Genomic DNA, 17781 nt, shown 5'->3' with positions numbered 1-17781 from the left:
AAAAACAGGCGCAACATTTTTACACGTAGCAAAAGAAACGTATTTACTGCATTAATGCTAAGAGCTGAATAAATTATAAGTTAAATAACCTGAGCCAGACGGCGAATCCCATCAACAATTGCCTCTACCGGATGATTTGCAAAACCAATCAAAATCCCCTGTCGTGAGACATCGCTCTGGTAATAACGACTTAGCGATAGTATTCCCATCCCTAGTAATCTGGCTTTCTCTTCAACTTCACTCCCAGTCATCCCATTTTGCAACCAACATACGATATGAACGCCTGAGTCTGAAGGTTGAATAATCATTTTATCAGCAAGATAGTATTGAATAGCATTGACCAACGCAGTTCTTCTTTCATAGCATGCTTTGCGAATTCGACGCACATGACTGGCATAGTGCCCCTCCTCAATAAAATTTGCCATCACTGCTTGTTCAAGATAACTGGTACCGAGATCGGAATAATATTTGGTCACCATAATCTGTTCTTGTAAACCCGGCGGAACAACTAAAAAACCTAAACGGAATTCCGGGTACATCATTTTAGAAAATGTTCCGGCATAGATTACGCGTTGATTCTGATCTAATCCTTGCAGAGCTTGTAAAGAACGGTCGGCATAACGGAACTCACTATTATAATCATCTTCAAATATCCATGCCTGATTCGACTTCGCCCATTCCAGCAACTCAAAACGCCGGGATAAACTCAACGTTCCACTTAATGGATATTGATCCGACGGGACGACATAGGCCAGCTTAGCGTCAGGAAAATGATCAATACCATAGCGGACGTTCATTCCTTCGCTATCTACCGGTACCGGCCTCACCATAGCACCAACAGACATGAAGGTTCCGCGGGCGCCTTTGTAACCAGGGTCGTCCAGCCAAACATCATTTCCTGCCGACAGCAATGCTCGTGCAGTAATGTTCAATGCCTGCTGAATACCATTTACGATGATTATTTGATCTTCGTTACAGTTCACTCCACGCGTTGTTTTAATGTAGCGGCAAACCGCTTTTCTCAAAGGAAGGTACCCGCAAGGATGAGTGTGGGCTCCCAGTTGATGCCGGGATTGTCTCCAGACTCGTTGCAGTAGCTTTCCCCATAACCCATGCGGGAAGAGATCCGTACACCCGACACCAACCGCAAATAGACGGTTCATGCCGCGCCCTTCATACTCATTTGACCATAAATCGCGAGCAGGATTATTTCGGCTGTGAACCTGCTCATCAGGCGATACGACGTCCACCAACGCCATCTCTGGATAGCTATTGCTGATACTCCGATCCGGAATATGATGTGAGACATACGTTCCAGACCCTTTACGAGTCAGGATATACCCTTCATCTAATAGCCGGTCATAACCGGCGATCGCTGAGTTTCGTGAAATTGACATCATTTCGGACAACGCCCTGGTTGACGGCATTTTTGTTCCTGGCGGCAATCGCCCTTCGAGGATGTGATCGCGGAGGATGTGGTAAACCTGCTCCTTAACCGCACCTTTTCCTAAAACAAATCCTTGAAATAAAGGCGCATTGTTTTTCTTCATTGTATTAACCTTTATACTAAAGTGGATCCTATCAATATATCGAAAGTGTCTCTTTACGAGATTTTATAAAATTCTTAGTATCATCATACTAACACATTACTCGTATAAAATATCAGGATATATATGATTAACATGAATGCCGTTACTATTGAAAGTGCAGAACAAAAAGACTACGCCAGCTGGCTTCCTTTATGGATAAACTATCAAACATTTTACCGCACTATAATTTCAGATGAAGTAACAAAATTAACGTGGGAGCGTTTCTTTACCCCGAGCGAACCTGTTTATTGTGCTGTTGCAAAATATGATGGGAAAATAGTGGGGCTGGTTCATTATCTCTTTCACCGCTCAACCTGGGCAGAATCAAACTATTGCTATCTCGAAGATTTATTTGTTAGCGAAGATGTACGCGGCCAACACATCGGTAAACAACTTATCGAATATGTCCAACAACAAGCCAAAAAACATCACGCGTCAAGATTATACTGGCATACGCATGAAACCAATCTCCGTGGGCAACGTCTGTATGACTGGGTGGCCAAAAAGAGCGGGATGATCGAATATCGTATGTAAGTATAATAATACTCAGGATAGTATTGAATAATTAAATACTAAAAATAAGCCTCTGAGTAGATATACTCAGAGGATGTATCGGTGACAAATCCTCCCAACCTGAATAAGATAAGGAAAAAAACCAGCGATAAGCAAATTCTTAAGTATTAAAAAGGTAAAGAGCCAGCATGGCAACGATAAAAGATGTTGCAGAGTCAGCGGGAGTGTCCACCGCAACAGTTTCACGTGTTATTAATCAAACCGCATGGGTTGAACCCGTGACGCGTGAGCGTGTTGAAAAAGCCATGCGCGAACTGAACTATCATCGCAATGCTGCCGCTATTGCATTAGCGAAACGCAGCGGTGACATGCTCGGGTTATTGACCGGCAATCTTGCCGATCCCTTTTTTGCCAGGCTTGCACGAGGCGTGGAAGAAGTATCACGCCAGCAGCAATTTCGGCTGATGGTATGCAGCGGCGGTCACGATGAAGGAATGGAGAAATCAGGACTCGATTTCCTGATAAACCAGGGCTGCGAAGCTATTGTGGTCCATGCCAGTAGACTGTCTGAAAAGGAACTGTTGCGATATGCCGCTCATTTTCCTGCCATGGTGGTCATAAATCGCTATATTGCCGGGATGGCCAATCGCTGCGTGTGGCTGGAAAATAGTCAAGCAGCTAAAACAGCCACGCTACATCTCCTGGAGCAAGGACACCGTTGTATTGCCTGCGTGACAAGTGACTTACCGATTATCGATCGCCGTGAGCGGCTGGAAGGTTATCGCCAGGCGCTGGCTGAATATGGTATTACGCCAGATAAAAATTGGGTGATTAGCGTACCCTTTAATGAAGAAGGTGGCGAACGCGCTGCACATCAGCTGCTTAATTGCGGCATTCCTTTCACCGCAGCGGTGACGTTTAATGATGTGATGGCCGCCGGGATTATGCGCATCCTCCATCAGCAGGGAATTACACTTCCGCAACAGCTTTCGATTGTTGGATTTGATGATGTGGTGATGGCCCGCTATCTCTACCCAGCACTCACAACAATGCATTATCCCGTTGAGCGCATGGCTCGCTGCGCTTCGCAGCTGGCGATACAGCTTTTTAAGGGCGCAACTTAGCGTCCCAGCGTGAATAGTTTCACTGCAGAGCTGGTGATCCGCGATTCTGTTCTTCCCCCCTCTCTCTGAAATCAATGCGTAAATCGTCAAGCCCCTGAGTTGTGATTAACTTCAAATTTAGCGCCCTCATGTAATCGCTTACATGAGGGCCAATGAACGATCACAGTCAGACAAAAGAGTGTTCTCTACTCTTGAGCGACCTTACAGACTGGAGATTCATGAATGAATGCCTCTCAAAATCAGAAAAAAGCACTCTCATTTGGACTGGCAGTGATCCCTATTTTAGCCATGCTACTGCTGTTAATGATTGGCTACGGCATCATGGGGCTACGTATTGAACCTTTATTGCTTTGTTCTGCTGCAGTCGCCGCGGGCATGGCCTGGTGGCAAGGGTATTGCTGGGAAGACATCATTAATTCGGTGGTGGATAAACTCGCCAAAGCAATGCCGGTTATCATGATTCTTATCTGTGTTGGCGGCCTGATTGGTACATGGATGTTCAGCGGCACCATCCCTTACATGGTGTACTGGGGGCTTAAACTCATCAGCCCCGAATACATTCTCATCGCTGCGTTCTTTTTGACCAGCGTCGTATCGGTGTGTACCGGAACCTCCTGGGGTTCCGCCGGAACGGTTGGCGTAGCGCTGATGGGGGTTGCCGCCGGACTGGATGTCTCATTGGCAGCAGCGGCAGGTGCCGTTGTTTCTGGCGCTTACTTCGGTGACAAGATATCGCCGCTGTCAGACTCCACCAACTTTGCGGCTATTGTCGCAGATACCACCCTTTTCGAGCATATCCAGCACTTATTGTGGACCACTATTCCCAGCTTTCTGCTTGCTGCCGTGGTTTATCTTATTGCGGGCCACAGCAATATGCTCGGCGAGGTCGCCACGCCGCAACGGGTTACCGATATTGTCAACGCTCTGGAGTCGCTATACCACTTCAATATCATTCTGATTTTGCCACCGGTTATTGTGTTGTGGGGCGCGGTTCGTAAAAAGCCGGTCATTCCTTTAATGCTGAGCGCATGCGTATTAGCCCTGATTCTGGGCGTTGTCATGCAAGGACTCAGCATCAAGCAGGGGCTGGATGCCTTTATAGATGGGTTCAACATTACTATGTTCCCGCAAGGGAGTGAGGGCATTATTGCTGATGTTCCGCGCCTGCTGAACCGTGGCGGAATGTTCTCAATGATGAGCACTATTCTTCTGGTATTTTGCGCATTTTCTTTTGCCGGTGCCTTAACGTTAACGGGCGCACTCAACATTATCATTAACCGCTTACTGACGGTCATTCACAGCGTCGGTCAGTTAATTGCGGCAACCATTGGTACCACCCTTCTTGTTACCGGAGCGACAAGCGACGGCAAGCTGGCTCTTCTGGTTCCAGCTGAATTATTTAAAGACGCATACCGCCGCATGGGACTGGATACCAAAAATCTGTCCCGCACAATTGAAGACGCTGGCACCGTCATTGAGCCGTTGTTGCCATGGACCGCCGCCGGAGTTTATATGGCCACAACATTAGGAGTGAGCACACTGGATTTATTGCCATGGGCGATTCAGTGCTATGCCGCAATCTTCTTCGCCTTGATTTACGGCTTCACGGGAATCGGTATTGCGAAGGCGCCATCAGTGACAGAAACAGAAAAAAATATTACGGCAACAGAATAGGGAGAGCATGTAATGGATTTTAATAAGATTATCGATCGCCACGATACCGCCTCGCTGAAATGGGACTTTATGGCGCGATATTTCGGCGAGGATACACATCAACTGTTGCCAATGTGGGTGTCTGATTTTGACTTTACTTGCCCGCCCGCTGTTCAGGAGGCTTTAACTCACCGCGTCGGGCACGGTATTTTTGGTTACAGCGAACGGCCACAAAGCTACTTTGATTCATTAATCTCATGGCTCTCAACCCGGCATCAGCTGGAAATCAAGCAAGAATGGATCTGCAGTATTGAAGGTGTTGTTCCGGGATTATCGCTACTCGTACAAATGCTGAGCCAACCCGGTGAAGGCGTAGTCGTTCAGGGGCCTTATTATGGCTCATTCGCTAAAATTATCTCTTTGAACGGCAGACAGTTGCTGGAAAATCCGTTGTATGAGGACCCGGCTACCGGTTATCAAATGGATTTTGCTCACCTGGAAATGTTATTCCGGACTGAACGTCCACCGTTGATGATTTTATGTAATCCGCATAATCCAACCGGCCGTTGTTGGTCTGTACAGGAGCTGGAACAGCTACTTACGCTGTGCGAAACCTATGATGTGACGTTGCTGTCTGATGAAATATGGGCAGATTTATTGCTTCCTGGAGAACAATTTACTTCAGTTCTGCATCTGGGAGAACGCTGGCATTCGCGTGTAATTTCAGCCACTTCAGCCAGTAAAACGTTTGGTTTGTCGACATTGCGTATTGCTAATTTTCTGATACCGGCACCGGCATTGCGTGAACACTTTTTACACCGTCTGGATGCACATGGGCTGGATGTATTCAATGCGCTATCCGTCGAAGCGAGTACGGCAGCATGGCAACATGGTGCACCATGGTTAGACGAGTTACTTGGCTATCTGGCTGAAAATCGACGCTGGTTTATTCAACAAATTGATGAACATCTCCCGTGGGCTCGGGTTGTTCCTTCCCAGGCAACTTATCTACTGTGGATAGATTGCAAAGCGCTTGGACTGGATGATGAGCAGCTCAAATGGGTAATGCTTGATGTTACCGGTATTGCGCCTTCAATGGGAAATAGCTTTGGTCCTGCTGGAAAAGGTTTTATCCGCCTGAACATGGGATGTCCACGCGCCTACCTCGAAAAAGCGGTAGAGGGGTTGAAGCGTATTGCATTTACATCTTGCTAAATCTGCTCAGTAAACGAATCGGCCCTGGCGCAGGGCCGCTCGATATTATCAGCCATTTTAATGAAAAACCAAGTGATATAGTACCAGTTAGCCACCAACAGACAGGGGCGTCTAAGCGCGTTTTTGCTATTACAAGCTAAAACGAGGATTCAGGCACTATTATTTTCATTCACTATCTTCTTGTTTCATTTTTATTAAAAAATGCAACACATTAGGATTATTATCCACAATATTTGTGAATTTTCTCAATAACCTTGAAGCATCTTTTTTTCGATTGTGATTAACATACCAGGTATGGCATACACCGTATAACAATGCGCTTTTTAACTCAATGAATTCATCATCCATGCCAGGATGTTGATAAAGAAAATTATCCGTATAATCTTCTATTTCTTTAATTTCATGAATTTGTTTAACTGGTATATCAAGCAGTGAATTACTGGTTTTGATCATTTCTAACATTGAATAAAAAATCGTAGGCAATTGGTTTTGAAGAAAAACCTGATTTTTAAAGTCATCAATGATCTTTTCTTTTTCCTTAGTATCTTCGATAAAAGATGTCAACTGCGCCAGGTGGCTCAATAAAGTCACATCATTTTCAGCGTCATTAGTTAGTTTCCATTTATCATAACTATTTTTGACATAAGCGCGTTGAAAACTCTCCTTATCTGGATAAGGATAATAAGGATGAAAGCTGAGTGCCTGCACTAAAAACCCAGCAGCGACGTCATCAGATAGTTCTGCACTATAAACATCTACGAAAGAAGCTGTCAGACCAGCCATCAAAAAGTTGAGCTCATCGTCTATAAAAGGATATCTCCCTTTTAAATCAATGACCTCACTCCTTATCTTAACGACCAGGTTAGCCATACCAATAGCGTCCATTTCATCTTTTCGGGCACTTAGTGTACGGGCATTTATATCAATGAAGAGGATCTTAGCTATTATCTCTCGCTTTTGAGCATCAGTTAACTGTGATTGCGAAATAATTTTATCAAAAATCTGATTAAACCATCTACTCTCTAAATTAATGCTATGCGCATTGGGTGATAACAACTTCCCGTTCAAACCATAGTGGATTTTCTCTATTTTATTATCACGTGTAAACCCTACCAACGTTACGACTGAGCGAGAATTCGCTTCAGCCAAATTAATTATTTGCTGTTTAGAACGATGAGTCAAAAACAATGTCGGAAATTGCCAGTTCTCAACCGCAAACGGGGGCACAAATTGGAATGAAGGATTCTCTTTAGATGTGGCCCTTTTCCACGTCTCCTCCATCTGGTGAGTGATGTCATAAGCATTTTCATCTGTATTACTACTGTTCCACCCCCCATCTTTTTCATTATAGAAGCCAGAAATGCTTATCTGTGCAAATTCAGGGTATGGTTGGTAGAAAATCGCACAACCCATTGCAAAAAACAACACAAGCAATGAGAAACAACTCGACTTGTTGGGATAACGTCTTTTTTTTCGATGATAAATTAATGTAGTTATTAGAATGACAACAGAACCACATATGAAAGGAATCTTCCATTCATTCAGAAAAAACAAAAAAGAGGAAAATTTAAAAAAAATCAGTGCTGGCAATCCCAAAAAGGTGAGAATATTTCCGGAAAAAGTAGCAACGTCCTGGAATTTCATGAGAGGCCTATCTTCTGGTAGATATTGAAGATAGATTAAAAAATACAGCGCAAGATGACAAGGATTTCTGCCAAGAAGTTTATGTTAGTCGATTGTTTTTTCTAGGTAAATGTTCTTATTCATGTAAAATCACCCCATCCCTAAGTAAAATTGTGGTTTTCATGTAATTCGGAGCTAAAACCTCCGCTCACAGAATGGCGAGGACCTGCGATTGCACGTCTTACAAAACTCCCACGTTGCATTGTTCAACTCATTGAAACAAATATATTGATCATCAGTTGCCTCAATTTTGTCACATCCGCAACGCGCAAAATGCACATTAGTGCTGAACAAAGCAAAACACTGCAATAGTAACTTGATGATTTTACGAGAAAAGGTGGTGCCGATAATAGGAGTCGAACCTACGACCTTCGCATTACGAATGCGATGTTATTATATTTTCACCCCTTTAAAAACCTACTATTAAAACAAGCAATTCATTATAAAACATTGTGTTATGAAAAACACCTGTTGATAAAAATTGACACGCGTTGATGTTTATTCCCCCATTTTACTTACACTAGCCGTTACATTATGGTGATGTAACATTTCTCATCTGGAGCCCCAAAATGGCACTTCCAAGACAAAAACTCACCTTCGAGCGCATTCGAAAATTTGCTTTATCTGAAGGAAAAACCCTGGCATTTCTTTGGGATGCGGACGTAACTTCCCTGGCATGTAGGGCAACTCGCGGAACAAAAGCTTTTGTGTTCCAAAGCGTATATGCGGGAAAAACCCTTCGCATGACCATTGGCAACATTAACGATTGGAGAATTGATGATGCCAGGGCCGAAGCCAGGCGGCTGCAAACATTAATCGATACAGGGATAGATCCGCGTATAGCTAAGGCAGAAAAAATTGCTGAAGCGGAATCACAGCAGGCTGAATCTCGTAAAACGAAGGTAACCTTCACAAGCGCTTGGGAAGATTACCTTGAAGAATTGAGAGCCGGAATCAGCGCAAAAACTAAACGCCCATATTCTACTCGATACATTGCCGATCACATTAACTTGTCCAGCCGTGGAGGCGAAAGTAAAAAAAGAGGCCGGGGCCCAACCTCGGCTGGACCATTGGCTAGCTTACTCGACCTACCGTTATCGGAACTAACACCAGAGAACATTGCCGCATGGCTAAGTACAGAGAGACAAAATCGGCCTACCGTCACTGCTCATGCCTACCGTCTGTTGCGTGCATTTATCAAATGGGCTAATTACCAGAAAAAATATCAGGGAATAATCCATGGCGATATTGCACAAGATCATAACGTGAGAAAAGTGGTTCCAGTATCAGCGAGTAAAGCGGGAGATTGCTTACAAAAAGAACAGTTAAAAATCTGGTTCAGTGCCGTACGTAGCCTCAATAATCCCATTGCATCGGCCTATCTCCAGGTACTTTTGCTCACCGGTGCACGGCGTGAAGAAATTGCGTCACTTCGGTGGTCTGACGTAGATTTCAAATGGTCAAGCATGAGGATTAAAGACAAGATCGAAGGCGAACGTATCATCCCTCTCACTCCTTATGTTTCTGAGCTGTTAAGTGCGCTAGCGCAATTCCCAAATTCTGACGTAAATAAGGAGGGTTGGGTTTTCAGAAGTAACAGTAAAAGTGGCAAAATTATTGAACCGCGTTCAGCACACAACAGAGCGTTAGCTCGAGCTGAGTTACCACATATCAGCCTTCACGGCTTACGCCGTAGTTTTGGCACTCTTGCTGAATGGGTTGAAGTGCCAACAGGTATTGTTGCTCAAATTATGGGACACAAACCAAGTGCACTGGCGGAAAAACACTACCGCCGTCGTCCGTTAGATCTGTTGCGCAAATGGCATGAAAAAATTGAGAGGTGGATCTTACAGCAAGCAAATATTGTAAAAAAATAACCGTTGATATGCGTTGATTTCATTTAATATCAATAGATTACAGAACAACATCCATCGTTGACATAAGTGTATTTTAAGGTTTAAATTCCATCGTCCACTTTTAAATCAGGAGATAAAGCATTATGTCTAATTCTTTGATGAGTTCTGCGCAAACCAGCTCAAAGGCTCGAATAGTACGGGTCGTGGGTAAGATCAAAGTTGTTCCTTCTAGTAAGCAGCGACAAACCTGTGCTGAGTCCATATTTCAGGAAAGACAGGTGAACATCAGGATTCGAGCTGCTCTTGGACACCTCAGTGAAAAAAACTCTTTATACAATAAAAACAATCGACATAAAACTTTGGGCGTTTTTTTTGCACGTATCATCTCGCACAAAAATCAGGCCGAAAACTCGCAAGGTAATGCGTCTAAATCAACTAAAAGTACCTCATCCGGCTCAAGCGAAGGTAGTGATCCTGACCCTGAAGCTTATTCAAGCTTGGCTTTTTTGTTTTCTTTTTGGTCCTTTCTTTCCCTTCTAATTTCATTACTTTTTGTATATGCCTGCATCTCAATCATTGAGGTGGTAGCATGAGCATATATGAGCAATCCAGAACATCTCTATCTGAACTTGTTTCCACAAGTGAGTTAGCACATCTATTAAACCTTAAAGCCCAAACAATTCGAAAATGGCTTTGCCAAGACAAGCTGCCTAATGGTTTACCACGCCCAAAGAAAATTAACAGCCGACATTATTGGTTACGCAAAGACATTGATAGGTTCCTATTAACCTTCTCAGTATATTGTAATTAACAGCAGCATCAAAATCATAACTCCCCAGCTATTCTAAAGAATAGCTGGGTTAATTAACAGAAACAATCCGTCGATAAAAGATACTAAATCACACCGTTTATCACATTTTACATTAACGAAAGTCAAGGATACATATGAAAAAACGCATCACTTTCAGCGCAAACAAAAAATCAACTATTGATGCAATTGACGACTATAGCAATGCAAAAGGATATTCTAGGTCAGAGGTGATATCATTTTTGTTAAACGCCACAGCCCCAGCATTGAATAAAATAACATCGCAATATCATATAGCTCAAACTTTGGAGTCAACATTAGGCTGTATTTTTGAAGAGAAGGCCCCCTCAATCGCACGGGGTGAGCCAAAATTAACTTACGAAGAGTTTTTTTATTCCGTCTGGAACACTCACATTCGACACCGGAACGAGGTTGTCGATCAAGATTTTTATGCGCACAAAATACCTCATGATAAGATGGGTAAGAGCGAAAAAAAATTAATTCATGAAAAGCTCTCATACATTATAAAAAGTTTCAATGTAAAAAAAGCAATTTTTATTTACACAGATCGGCGCGTGAACCACAAACATCTCATTGCAGGAGGGTTATCTAATATCATACTGATAAAGGAAACAGTCTACGATGGTTGTTTTTTTGATTTGAGCAGCATTGTGATTATGCCAATCTTTGAACTTATTACATTTGGAGTTGAAGCAGTATTGAAAAGAAATAAAACTCCCCCTAAACAATCATGCTATTGCTGGATACCAATTTATTACACAAATGATCTAGCGGTAATGGTCCCTGTGATTGCCGAAGGCGATACACCTCAAAAGGCGATGAAAGGAGGAGATGCCATCATTATTAACCCCTTTAACGGTGAAGTAAGCCATACTTTCTGATACCAATGTTAAGCATAACCACTTAGTTGCATACATCTCGACAGTATGGAGTTAGTACCTAATAGCTTGATGAGGGTAAAAGATGCCTACTAACAAAGCAAAATCAAAGAAAATTCTAGGAAGGCCTGAAGGAAGTAAATATTCCCATTTAATTCAGAGTGAGAAGGCTAAGCATTACTCTCAATCCAAGGTGGCAAAGATCTTAGGAATAAGTATTTCCACGGTAAAAAGACACTGGGATAACGGCATCTTTGGGTGATTATAATTGCAGAGTTGCTTTTTAATTATTTTACTGCATGGGTAATGGGTTGATAACAAGTTTTATTGTTGGAAAGGTATTATATAACAGTCATTACTATTAACAGTTAATTAATATAACTAACCACAGACATTCAGCTATGTCTGATCATATTACTATATACGGCTATCCAAAGCCGTAGGGCTAACGACAGGATCGAAACATGGAATTATATCATGGTTCCCATGGTGAGCATGTGCTCGCCTATAAAAAACATATTGAACGAGTCGTCAATGATGCTATCAGTGAATTCCCCAGAACAATGGCGTTACGTGTTGATGTTCATTATCCACCCATTTTAGACAGAGGTGACACTGTTTGCTGTTTTCCTAATCTAGAGCCTGGTGCCATATCCCGTTTCCGTAATGCATTAAATGCCATGTTGGAGGCCAATGAGAGAACCAGAGCAGCTAACGGCAAAAGAATATATCCAAACCGTGTTCGTCATGTTTGGGCACGGGAGTTTTCCGAAGAAGGAAAATGTCACTTTCACCTTGGTCTTTTTTTTAATAAAGATGCTTATTACCATTTAGGTGATTATGAGGCTGAAAGAAATTTAAGGATGATGATTGTAAGAGCATGGTATAGCGCACTGGGATTGGAACTGGATGATTATCCGGGATTGGTTCACTACCCTGAAAATTGTCGTTATATTTTAGACGTCAATGATTTTAACTTTGAAGGAGAATACAATAAATTACTGAATCGCTTCGACTACCTAGCTAAACTCGATACAAAAGCATATGGAGATGGCGACCGTAGCTTCGGCTGCAGTCGCGGGTAATTTATTTTTTACAGCAATGGCCTTTCTTATGGATGGAAAGGCCAGACCTTATATATCAAGAAGATGGTGAGCGATAAAGTATTGTTTTCAAGTAATCATCTGTTGCAGTAAACTCAGGGAGTTGGCCACTCATGGCCTGTGTTAGTGGAATAATCTTTGTCCTGACTCCCATCCCCCTGAAATCAACGTAACCATAATCACGTAAGACTTCCATGATAATCGTATTACGTGGTGATCGCTGACCTGTAACCATCTTTTCAATCGACATCGAATTATTCAGCGCCCCTGGGCTAATAACTTCAAATCGATTGCTATACAAGCCAATCTCTATCTCAACAAAGCGTGTCCAGTCACGATGAGCCAGTGCATTTACAACAGTTTCGCGAATAGCTTCCAGTGGATAATACCAGGTTGTTTCCCGACGTAGATGCGTATCGGGTAGAGGGGCCTCTGAAGTGATAAAGGGCATGATAGTTGACATCAAACGCTCAATCAATCCACCATCGATCAAAGCCTTTCCGGCTTCCTCAGTATCAAAACGCCCAACCATTGGACCATCCAGAATATCATCGAGTAACGGTTGGTACTCCTTATCCTCGCTGGCAAACGCAAAGACTCGGATATCTGGTCGATGCGAGAGTTCAACCATTTTGATTTTGAACTCAACGGGATAATTAGGGCTTTTTTTACGCACTGTGGTTAATGATTTCATGGATAGTGTCCACCATATTTGGTGTCCACTATCCTCTCAGGAATTTCAGGATCTGCCAGACGGTGCTGAGACGACGCTTACGAATGTTATACCCCCTGCTGCAGTGGAAAGACGTGGTGACAGATACCCCTTCCCCACATTCAGGCAGCAACTCTTTCATCAGTAGCAGGCGGGAATCAATATGAGCAGGATCGGTGTGGTTAAAACGATGAAGGAGCGATTTTGTCCGCAAAGAATCCGCTTTTATGGCGGGTTCAGCAGGGAAAAAGTAATCCCCATCTTTAAGACGGACACGTTCCACCCTGGTATCAGCGCAGGGCGGCAATTTATCATTCATTAATTCTGTTTCCTCCGTATGCAGCGTGGAGCCTTTCCTGTTACCGGTTTTATCCGGATGTATGCTGTCCCGTGAAGTGGCGGGCAAACTCACTTCTAAAAAATTACGGCCAGATCTTGTCATGCCTATCACAAAGTATCATAACCGTAAGCGTGCAGCGAGAACCGTATTGACGGGGAGGTGTTATTCAGTTGGCAATGCTACGCGGCAGGGGAGCAGTTCGCTGACCCGGTTTATCGGCCAGTCAGCAATGACGTCAAGGACATAGCGGAGGTAGCTTTCTGGCTCCACACCGTTCAGTTTGCACGTCCCGATCAGGCTGTACAGCAACGCGCCGCGCTCACCTCCGTGATCCGAACCGAAGAACAGCCAGTTTTTTCGACCCAGGCTGACCGTCCGCAGAGCATTTTCAGCGATGTTGTTATCTGCTTCCGCCCAGCCATCGTCTGCATAGTACGTCAGGGCCGGCCACTGGTTCAGGGCGTATGCGAACGCTTTCGCCAGTTCTGAGTGTCGCGACAGGGTTTTCATCTTTTCACGCAGCCAGCTTTCCAGTGATTTCAGCAGTGGCTTCGTTTTCTGCTGACGTTCGGCAAGGCGCTGTTCTGCCGGTATTCCCCTTATTTCCGCCTCGATGATATACAACTCGCCGATACGCTTCAGGGCTTCATCCGTCAGCGCCGATGGCGTTCGGACATGCACATCGTGGATTTTTCGGCGGGCGTGAGCCCAGCAGGCGGCTTCCATTATCCGGCCATTGCGGTAAAGCTCGTTGAACCCGGCGTATGCATCCGCCTGCAGCACACCGCTGAAGCCGGCAAGATGGGTCTGCGGGTGGATGCCTTTTCTGTCCGGGCTATAGGCGAACCACACGGCCGGTGCCAGCGCTGACCCGGCGTTGCGGTCGTCGCGAACGTATGTCCACAACCGCCCGGTCTTCGTCTTCTTATTACCCGGCAACAGCACCTGCACCGGGGTATCATCGGCATGGAGTTTGCCATCGGTCAGGACATAGTCCTGAAGCGCCTCTTCCAGCGGTGACAGCAGCCGGCAGCATGCATCCACCCAGCCCGACAGCAGTGAACGGCTCAGGTCCACACCCTGGCGACCGTATATTTCTGACTGACGATACAGCGGGGTATGCTCTGCATACTTTGAACTCAGCACGCGCGCCAGCAGCCCCGGCCCGGCGATACCCCGCTCGATGGGGCGTGAAGGCGCGGGGGCCTGCACGATGGCGTCGCATTTTGTGCAGGCGTGTTTTTCCCGCACGGTCCGGATAACCCTGAAGGCGCTGCGCATCAGCTCCAGCTGTTCGGCGGCATCTTCGCCCAGGTAACTCAACGCACCGCCGCAGTCCGGGCAGCATGCCTCTGCCGGCAGCAGCCGTTTTTCGTCACGGGAGAGTGATGCGGGGAACGGTTTGCGGGTGCGGGTCTGACGCAACGGACGCTGCACTGTCGGGTCATCCACCCGACCGGTCAGAGCATCGCTTTCTTTCTGCAGCCGGTTCAGGTCGGCTTCCATCTGTGCGATGCGGCGGGAGACCTTTTCGGAACGACTGCCGAAGTTCATCCGGCGAAGTTTATCCAGCTGCGCCTGCAGCTTGTCTATTTCGCGCTCCCGGTTGCTCAGCTTTTCCTGCAGGGCGTGGATCAACGCTTCCTGTTCAGCCAGGCGCTGTTTCAGCAGAAGGATGTCGTCAGAAGAGGTGTCGTTCATAAGCCCGCATTTTACCAGGCTTATTCTGCAACAACCAGGATAAAGAGGCCTACAGCATGGTCAGGGAGGTCAGCAACCGCTTCGGCTGTCGCCAGTCGATGCCTTCCAACAACATTGCCAGCTGCGCCGGTGTCAGGAACACTTTGCCATCGCGGGCTGACGGCCAGGCGAAGCGCCCGCGCTCCAGCCGTTTGGTCAGCAGGCACAGCCCGTCTCCGGTAGACCACAGCAGTTTGACCTGACTGCCACTGCGGCCCCGGAAGATGAAGACGTGGCCGGACATCGGATCATCTTTCAGCGCCGTCTGCACTTTTGCAGCCAGCCCGTTGAAGCCGTTGCGCATGTCGGTGATACCGGCAACCAGCCAGATCTTGGTCCCGGAAGGTAACGGGATCATCACTTCAGTTCCTGTATCAGCAGAGTCAGGAGCTTTTCGCTGACCGTACCATTAAGGCGGAGCGTCCCGTGCCGGAACGTTACCTCACAGCTGATACTGAGAGCCTCCGGGCCCTCAGCGGTTAGTTCTGGCTGTACGGAGGTGGCATCGAGAGTCACAGGGAGTAGCTGAGGACTCTCTGAGGAAGGTAACAGCAGCTTTCCCTCACGCCATTGTTGGCGCCATTTGAACAACAGATTGGCGTTAATGCCATTTTCAAGCGCCAGTTTTGAGATGGATATCCCGGGTTCACAGGAGGCAGCTACGAGCTGCTTTTTAAACTCAGGAGAATAATTAGGGCAGCCCTTACGCCTGCCGGGAGTCATATTTTTCTGCATATCTGACACTTTGGTTCCCACTACTTATTTGGTGGACACCACTTTGTCGTATGCTTCAGATTATGACCAGACGGCTCTCGCTGGACGCTTACTCATAACCGAGCATTGTGTAAAGATGAAAACCGTCAAATTGAGCGCAATCGAGCTGCATGATATGATCAGAACCCTACTAAATCAGAAGTATTGGGTATGAGATTACTTTTGAGGAAGCACGTAAATGAAACGAGTGGTTCTGTTTTCATGTGGGAGCGCTTGTCGCTCCCTGAATAGTCCATGTGACAATGAAGATTAAACAGCATCATAACCAGCATGATGCCGTTGCATTTCTTGCATATCGGCAGACTACATCAGAACCCGGTAACCTTGGATGCTGGGATAATGGCAGAGAAGAGGCACTTACTGTATCTACGGTAAAAAGCGGTTTTGTCGATGAAGTTTTAAAGGAAACCCTCCAGAAACGCTGATGAAATTGCGCAGTTTCGCTGGCCTGATGCGACAACAACTCGCCAGTAGAATGGGTATTTCTTACAAATACCTGCGCAGCATAGAAGCAAACCCATCCAGAGCGAGCATTACTACACTTAACCATTATGCCAAGAAGTGTGGTGTTAAAAGCCCTTTGATTTATCTGTAAATAAGATAAAACATGATAATTTCATCAAGTTGCATGGTAATTTATCCAGGATCCATTTGTGTCCAGGACGTAAGTCTTCACAGCTGTCGAATCAATTCTATTTCGTAAGGCGGCTCACGTTTTTATGCCCTGAGCAGTGCTTTTCCGGCTGGAACTTTCCCCCACTCATTCACTGTGATTTAATATGCTAAACCGGTTTAATTAAGTTTAGCCTTGGAGGGTTTTAGCATGAAAGCAAAAGTTTGGGTTCTGGGCGACGCAGTGGTGGACCTGCTACCGGAGAGTGAAGGGCGCTTGCTACAGTGCCCTGGAGGCGCGCCGGCTAACGTGGCGGTAGGGGTTGCCCGCCTTGGCGGCAACAGCGGATTTATCGGCCGCGTCGGCGGTGACCCGTTTGGCCGCTACATGCGTCATACCCTGCAACAGGAGCAGGTCGACGTCAGCCATATGTATCTTGACGATCATCACCGCACGTCCACTGTGGTGGTCGACCTTGATGACCAAGGTGAACGCACCTTTACCTTTATGGTACGCCCCAGCGCTGACCTGTTCCTGGCTGAAGAAGACCTGCCACAGTTTGCCGCCGGACAGTGGTTGCACATCTGCTCCATCGCGCTCAGCGCCGAGCCCAGCCGCAGTGCTACCTTCGCGGCTATGGAGAACATCAAACGTGCCGGTGGCCGGGTGAGCTTTGACCCTAATATCCGCCTGGATCTCTGGCAAGATCAGAACCTGTTGCACGCCTGTCTCGACCGCGCCCTGCGTCTGGCGAACGTGGTGAAACTGTCCGAAGAAGAGCTGATACTCATCAGCGGGAGTAATGATATCGCGCAGGGGATCGCCAGCATCACTGAGCGTTATCAGCCTGAATTACTGCTGGTGACTCAGGGTAAAGCGGGCGTCATCGCCGCATTCCAGCAGCAGTTTATCCATTTCAGCGCTAAACCGGTTGTCAGCGTGGATACCACCGGTGCGGGCGATGCGTTTGTCGCCGGACTGCTTGCCAGCCTTGCTGCCAACGGGATGCCGGCGGATATCAATGCCCTGGAGCCAACGCTCGCTCTGGCGCAAACCTGCGGTGCCCTGGCAACCCTGGCGAAAGGCGCGATGACTGCCCTGCCATACCAGCGCGATCTACACCGCCAGATTTGATCCTAAATACCGTCGTACGCGGTCC

14 protein-coding genes and 2 pseudogenes are annotated in these 17781 nt (G+C 46.1%); 10 read left to right on the top strand and 6 right to left on the bottom strand.

Annotated features, from left to right (window positions below; all coding sequences use genetic code 11):
• Positions 1 to 80: 80 nt before the first annotated feature.
• On the bottom strand, positions 81 to 1550 hold the full coding sequence (locus WN16_RS08490) for a PLP-dependent aminotransferase family protein (protein ID WP_044699246.1): 1470 nt from the start codon (positions 1548 to 1550) through the stop codon (positions 81 to 83).
• A 123-nt stretch (positions 1551 to 1673) separates the two neighbouring features.
• Between WN16_RS08490 and WN16_RS08485 the strand changes: the two genes are divergently transcribed.
• The 4 genes and pseudogenes from WN16_RS08485 (at position 1674) to WN16_RS08470 (ending at position 6094) form a co-directional block, all read left to right on the top strand.
• Positions 1674 to 2123, top strand: coding sequence for a GNAT family N-acetyltransferase (locus WN16_RS08485; RefSeq protein WP_003838738.1), 450 nt, complete (start codon positions 1674 to 1676; stop codon positions 2121 to 2123).
• A 167-nt stretch (positions 2124 to 2290) separates the two neighbouring features.
• Positions 2291 to 3223: pseudogene (locus WN16_RS08480) on the top strand (LacI family DNA-binding transcriptional regulator); the annotation flags it as partial.
• A gap of 225 nt (positions 3224 to 3448) precedes the next feature.
• A complete protein-coding gene (gene nhaC, locus WN16_RS08475) occupies positions 3449 to 4900 on the top strand; it encodes a Na+/H+ antiporter NhaC (protein WP_044699245.1) in 1452 nt (483 codons plus the stop codon).
• Between the two features lie 12 nt (positions 4901 to 4912).
• Entirely contained in the window at positions 4913 to 6094 is a 1182-nt protein-coding gene (locus WN16_RS08470; protein WP_016149639.1) for a MalY/PatB family protein, read from the top strand.
• 165 nt (positions 6095 to 6259) lie between these two features.
• Here the strand turns inward: WN16_RS08470 and WN16_RS08465 are convergent, their stop codons facing one another.
• Complete coding sequence (locus tag WN16_RS08465; RefSeq protein WP_044699242.1) at positions 6260 to 7738, bottom strand: hypothetical protein; 1479 nt, start codon at positions 7736 to 7738, stop codon at positions 6260 to 6262.
• Between the two features lie 593 nt (positions 7739 to 8331).
• On the opposite strand from WN16_RS08465, the pseudogene WN16_RS08455 reads away from it, so the two are divergent.
• The 5 genes and pseudogenes from WN16_RS08455 (at position 8332) to WN16_RS08430 (ending at position 12425) form a co-directional block, all read left to right on the top strand.
• Positions 8332 to 9671 (top strand): annotated as a pseudogene (locus tag WN16_RS08455) (integrase family protein).
• Between the two features lie 105 nt (positions 9672 to 9776).
• Positions 9777 to 10226, top strand: a complete 450-nt coding sequence (locus WN16_RS08450) for a hypothetical protein (RefSeq protein ID WP_044699238.1) — start codon at positions 9777 to 9779, stop codon at positions 10224 to 10226.
• Positions 10223 to 10444, top strand: a complete 222-nt coding sequence (locus WN16_RS08445; protein ID WP_003847740.1) for a helix-turn-helix domain-containing protein — start codon at positions 10223 to 10225, stop codon at positions 10442 to 10444. The genes WN16_RS08450 and WN16_RS08445 overlap by 4 nt, the downstream gene beginning before the upstream one ends.
• Positions 10445 to 10578: 134 nt before the next feature.
• A complete protein-coding gene (locus WN16_RS08440) occupies positions 10579 to 11343 on the top strand; it encodes a hypothetical protein (RefSeq protein WP_003029576.1) in 765 nt (254 codons plus the stop codon).
• Between the two features lie 461 nt (positions 11344 to 11804).
• Positions 11805 to 12425 carry an inovirus Gp2 family protein gene (locus tag WN16_RS08430; protein WP_003029579.1) on the top strand — a complete coding sequence of 207 codons (621 nt, stop codon included), beginning with the start codon at positions 11805 to 11807 and terminating at the stop codon, positions 12423 to 12425.
• A gap of 55 nt (positions 12426 to 12480) precedes the next feature.
• On the opposite strand, the gene WN16_RS08425 is transcribed toward WN16_RS08430, so the two are convergent.
• From WN16_RS08425 to tnpB, 4 genes are all read right to left on the bottom strand, one after another.
• The gene (locus tag WN16_RS08425; protein ID WP_003029581.1) at positions 12481 to 13137 is read right to left on the bottom strand and encodes an ATP-binding protein; all 657 of its coding nucleotides are present in this window, start codon (positions 13135 to 13137) and stop codon (positions 12481 to 12483) included.
• 28 nt (positions 13138 to 13165) lie between these two features.
• Positions 13166 to 13474: a maltose acetyltransferase domain-containing protein gene (locus WN16_RS08420; RefSeq protein WP_003029582.1), complete on the bottom strand. Its 309-nt coding sequence runs from the start codon at positions 13472 to 13474 to the stop codon at positions 13166 to 13168.
• A gap of 183 nt (positions 13475 to 13657) precedes the next feature.
• Positions 13658 to 15196, bottom strand: coding sequence for an IS66 family transposase (locus WN16_RS08415; protein WP_042922208.1), 1539 nt, complete (start codon positions 15194 to 15196; stop codon positions 13658 to 13660).
• Between the two features lie 49 nt (positions 15197 to 15245).
• The gene (gene tnpB / locus WN16_RS08410; protein ID WP_042922210.1) at positions 15246 to 15593 is read right to left on the bottom strand and encodes an IS66 family insertion sequence element accessory protein TnpB; all 348 of its coding nucleotides are present in this window, start codon (positions 15591 to 15593) and stop codon (positions 15246 to 15248) included.
• A gap of 1239 nt (positions 15594 to 16832) precedes the next feature.
• On the opposite strand from tnpB, the gene WN16_RS08395 reads away from it, so the two are divergent.
• On the top strand, positions 16833 to 17756 hold the full coding sequence (locus WN16_RS08395) for an aminoimidazole riboside kinase (protein ID WP_003029584.1): 924 nt from the start codon (positions 16833 to 16835) through the stop codon (positions 17754 to 17756).
• Positions 17757 to 17781: the final 25 nt, after the last annotated feature.

Origin of the sequence: Citrobacter sp. ABFQG, assembly GCF_004322975.1 — a bacterium.
GTDB lineage: Bacteria > Pseudomonadota > Gammaproteobacteria > Enterobacterales > Enterobacteriaceae > Citrobacter > Citrobacter freundii.
Note: the sequence above shows the minus strand (reverse complement) of the source record. Positions and strands in the feature narration are given on the sequence as shown.

Excerpts from the sequence above, each read along its gene's own strand:
- WN16_RS08445 (WP_003847740.1), top strand. The coding sequence starts at position 10,223 with ATGAGCATATATGAGCAATCCAGAACATCTCTATCTGAACTTGTTTCC.
- WN16_RS08440 (WP_003029576.1), top strand. The coding sequence starts at position 10,579 with ATGAAAAAACGCATCACTTTCAGCGCAAACAAAAAATCAACTATTGAT.
- WN16_RS08415 (WP_042922208.1), bottom strand. The coding sequence starts at position 15,196 with ATGAACGACACCTCTTCTGACGACATCCTTCTGCTGAAACAGCGCCTG.
- tnpB (WP_042922210.1), bottom strand. The coding sequence starts at position 15,593 with ATGATCCCGTTACCTTCCGGGACCAAGATCTGGCTGGTTGCCGGTATC.
- WN16_RS08465 (WP_044699242.1), bottom strand. The coding sequence starts at position 7,738 with ATGAAATTCCAGGACGTTGCTACTTTTTCCGGAAATATTCTCACCTTT.
- WN16_RS08395 (WP_003029584.1), top strand. The coding sequence starts at position 16,833 with ATGAAAGCAAAAGTTTGGGTTCTGGGCGACGCAGTGGTGGACCTGCTA.
- nhaC (WP_044699245.1), top strand. The coding sequence starts at position 3,449 with ATGAATGCCTCTCAAAATCAGAAAAAAGCACTCTCATTTGGACTGGCA.
- WN16_RS08430 (WP_003029579.1), top strand. The coding sequence starts at position 11,805 with ATGGAATTATATCATGGTTCCCATGGTGAGCATGTGCTCGCCTATAAA.
- WN16_RS08470 (WP_016149639.1), top strand. The coding sequence starts at position 4,913 with ATGGATTTTAATAAGATTATCGATCGCCACGATACCGCCTCGCTGAAA.
- WN16_RS08485 (WP_003838738.1), top strand. The coding sequence starts at position 1,674 with ATGATTAACATGAATGCCGTTACTATTGAAAGTGCAGAACAAAAAGAC.
- WN16_RS08450 (WP_044699238.1), top strand. The coding sequence starts at position 9,777 with ATGTCTAATTCTTTGATGAGTTCTGCGCAAACCAGCTCAAAGGCTCGA.
- WN16_RS08490 (WP_044699246.1), bottom strand. The coding sequence starts at position 1,550 with ATGAAGAAAAACAATGCGCCTTTATTTCAAGGATTTGTTTTAGGAAAA.
- WN16_RS08425 (WP_003029581.1), bottom strand. The coding sequence starts at position 13,137 with ATGAAATCATTAACCACAGTGCGTAAAAAAAGCCCTAATTATCCCGTT.
- WN16_RS08420 (WP_003029582.1), bottom strand. The coding sequence starts at position 13,474 with ATGAATGATAAATTGCCGCCCTGCGCTGATACCAGGGTGGAACGTGTC.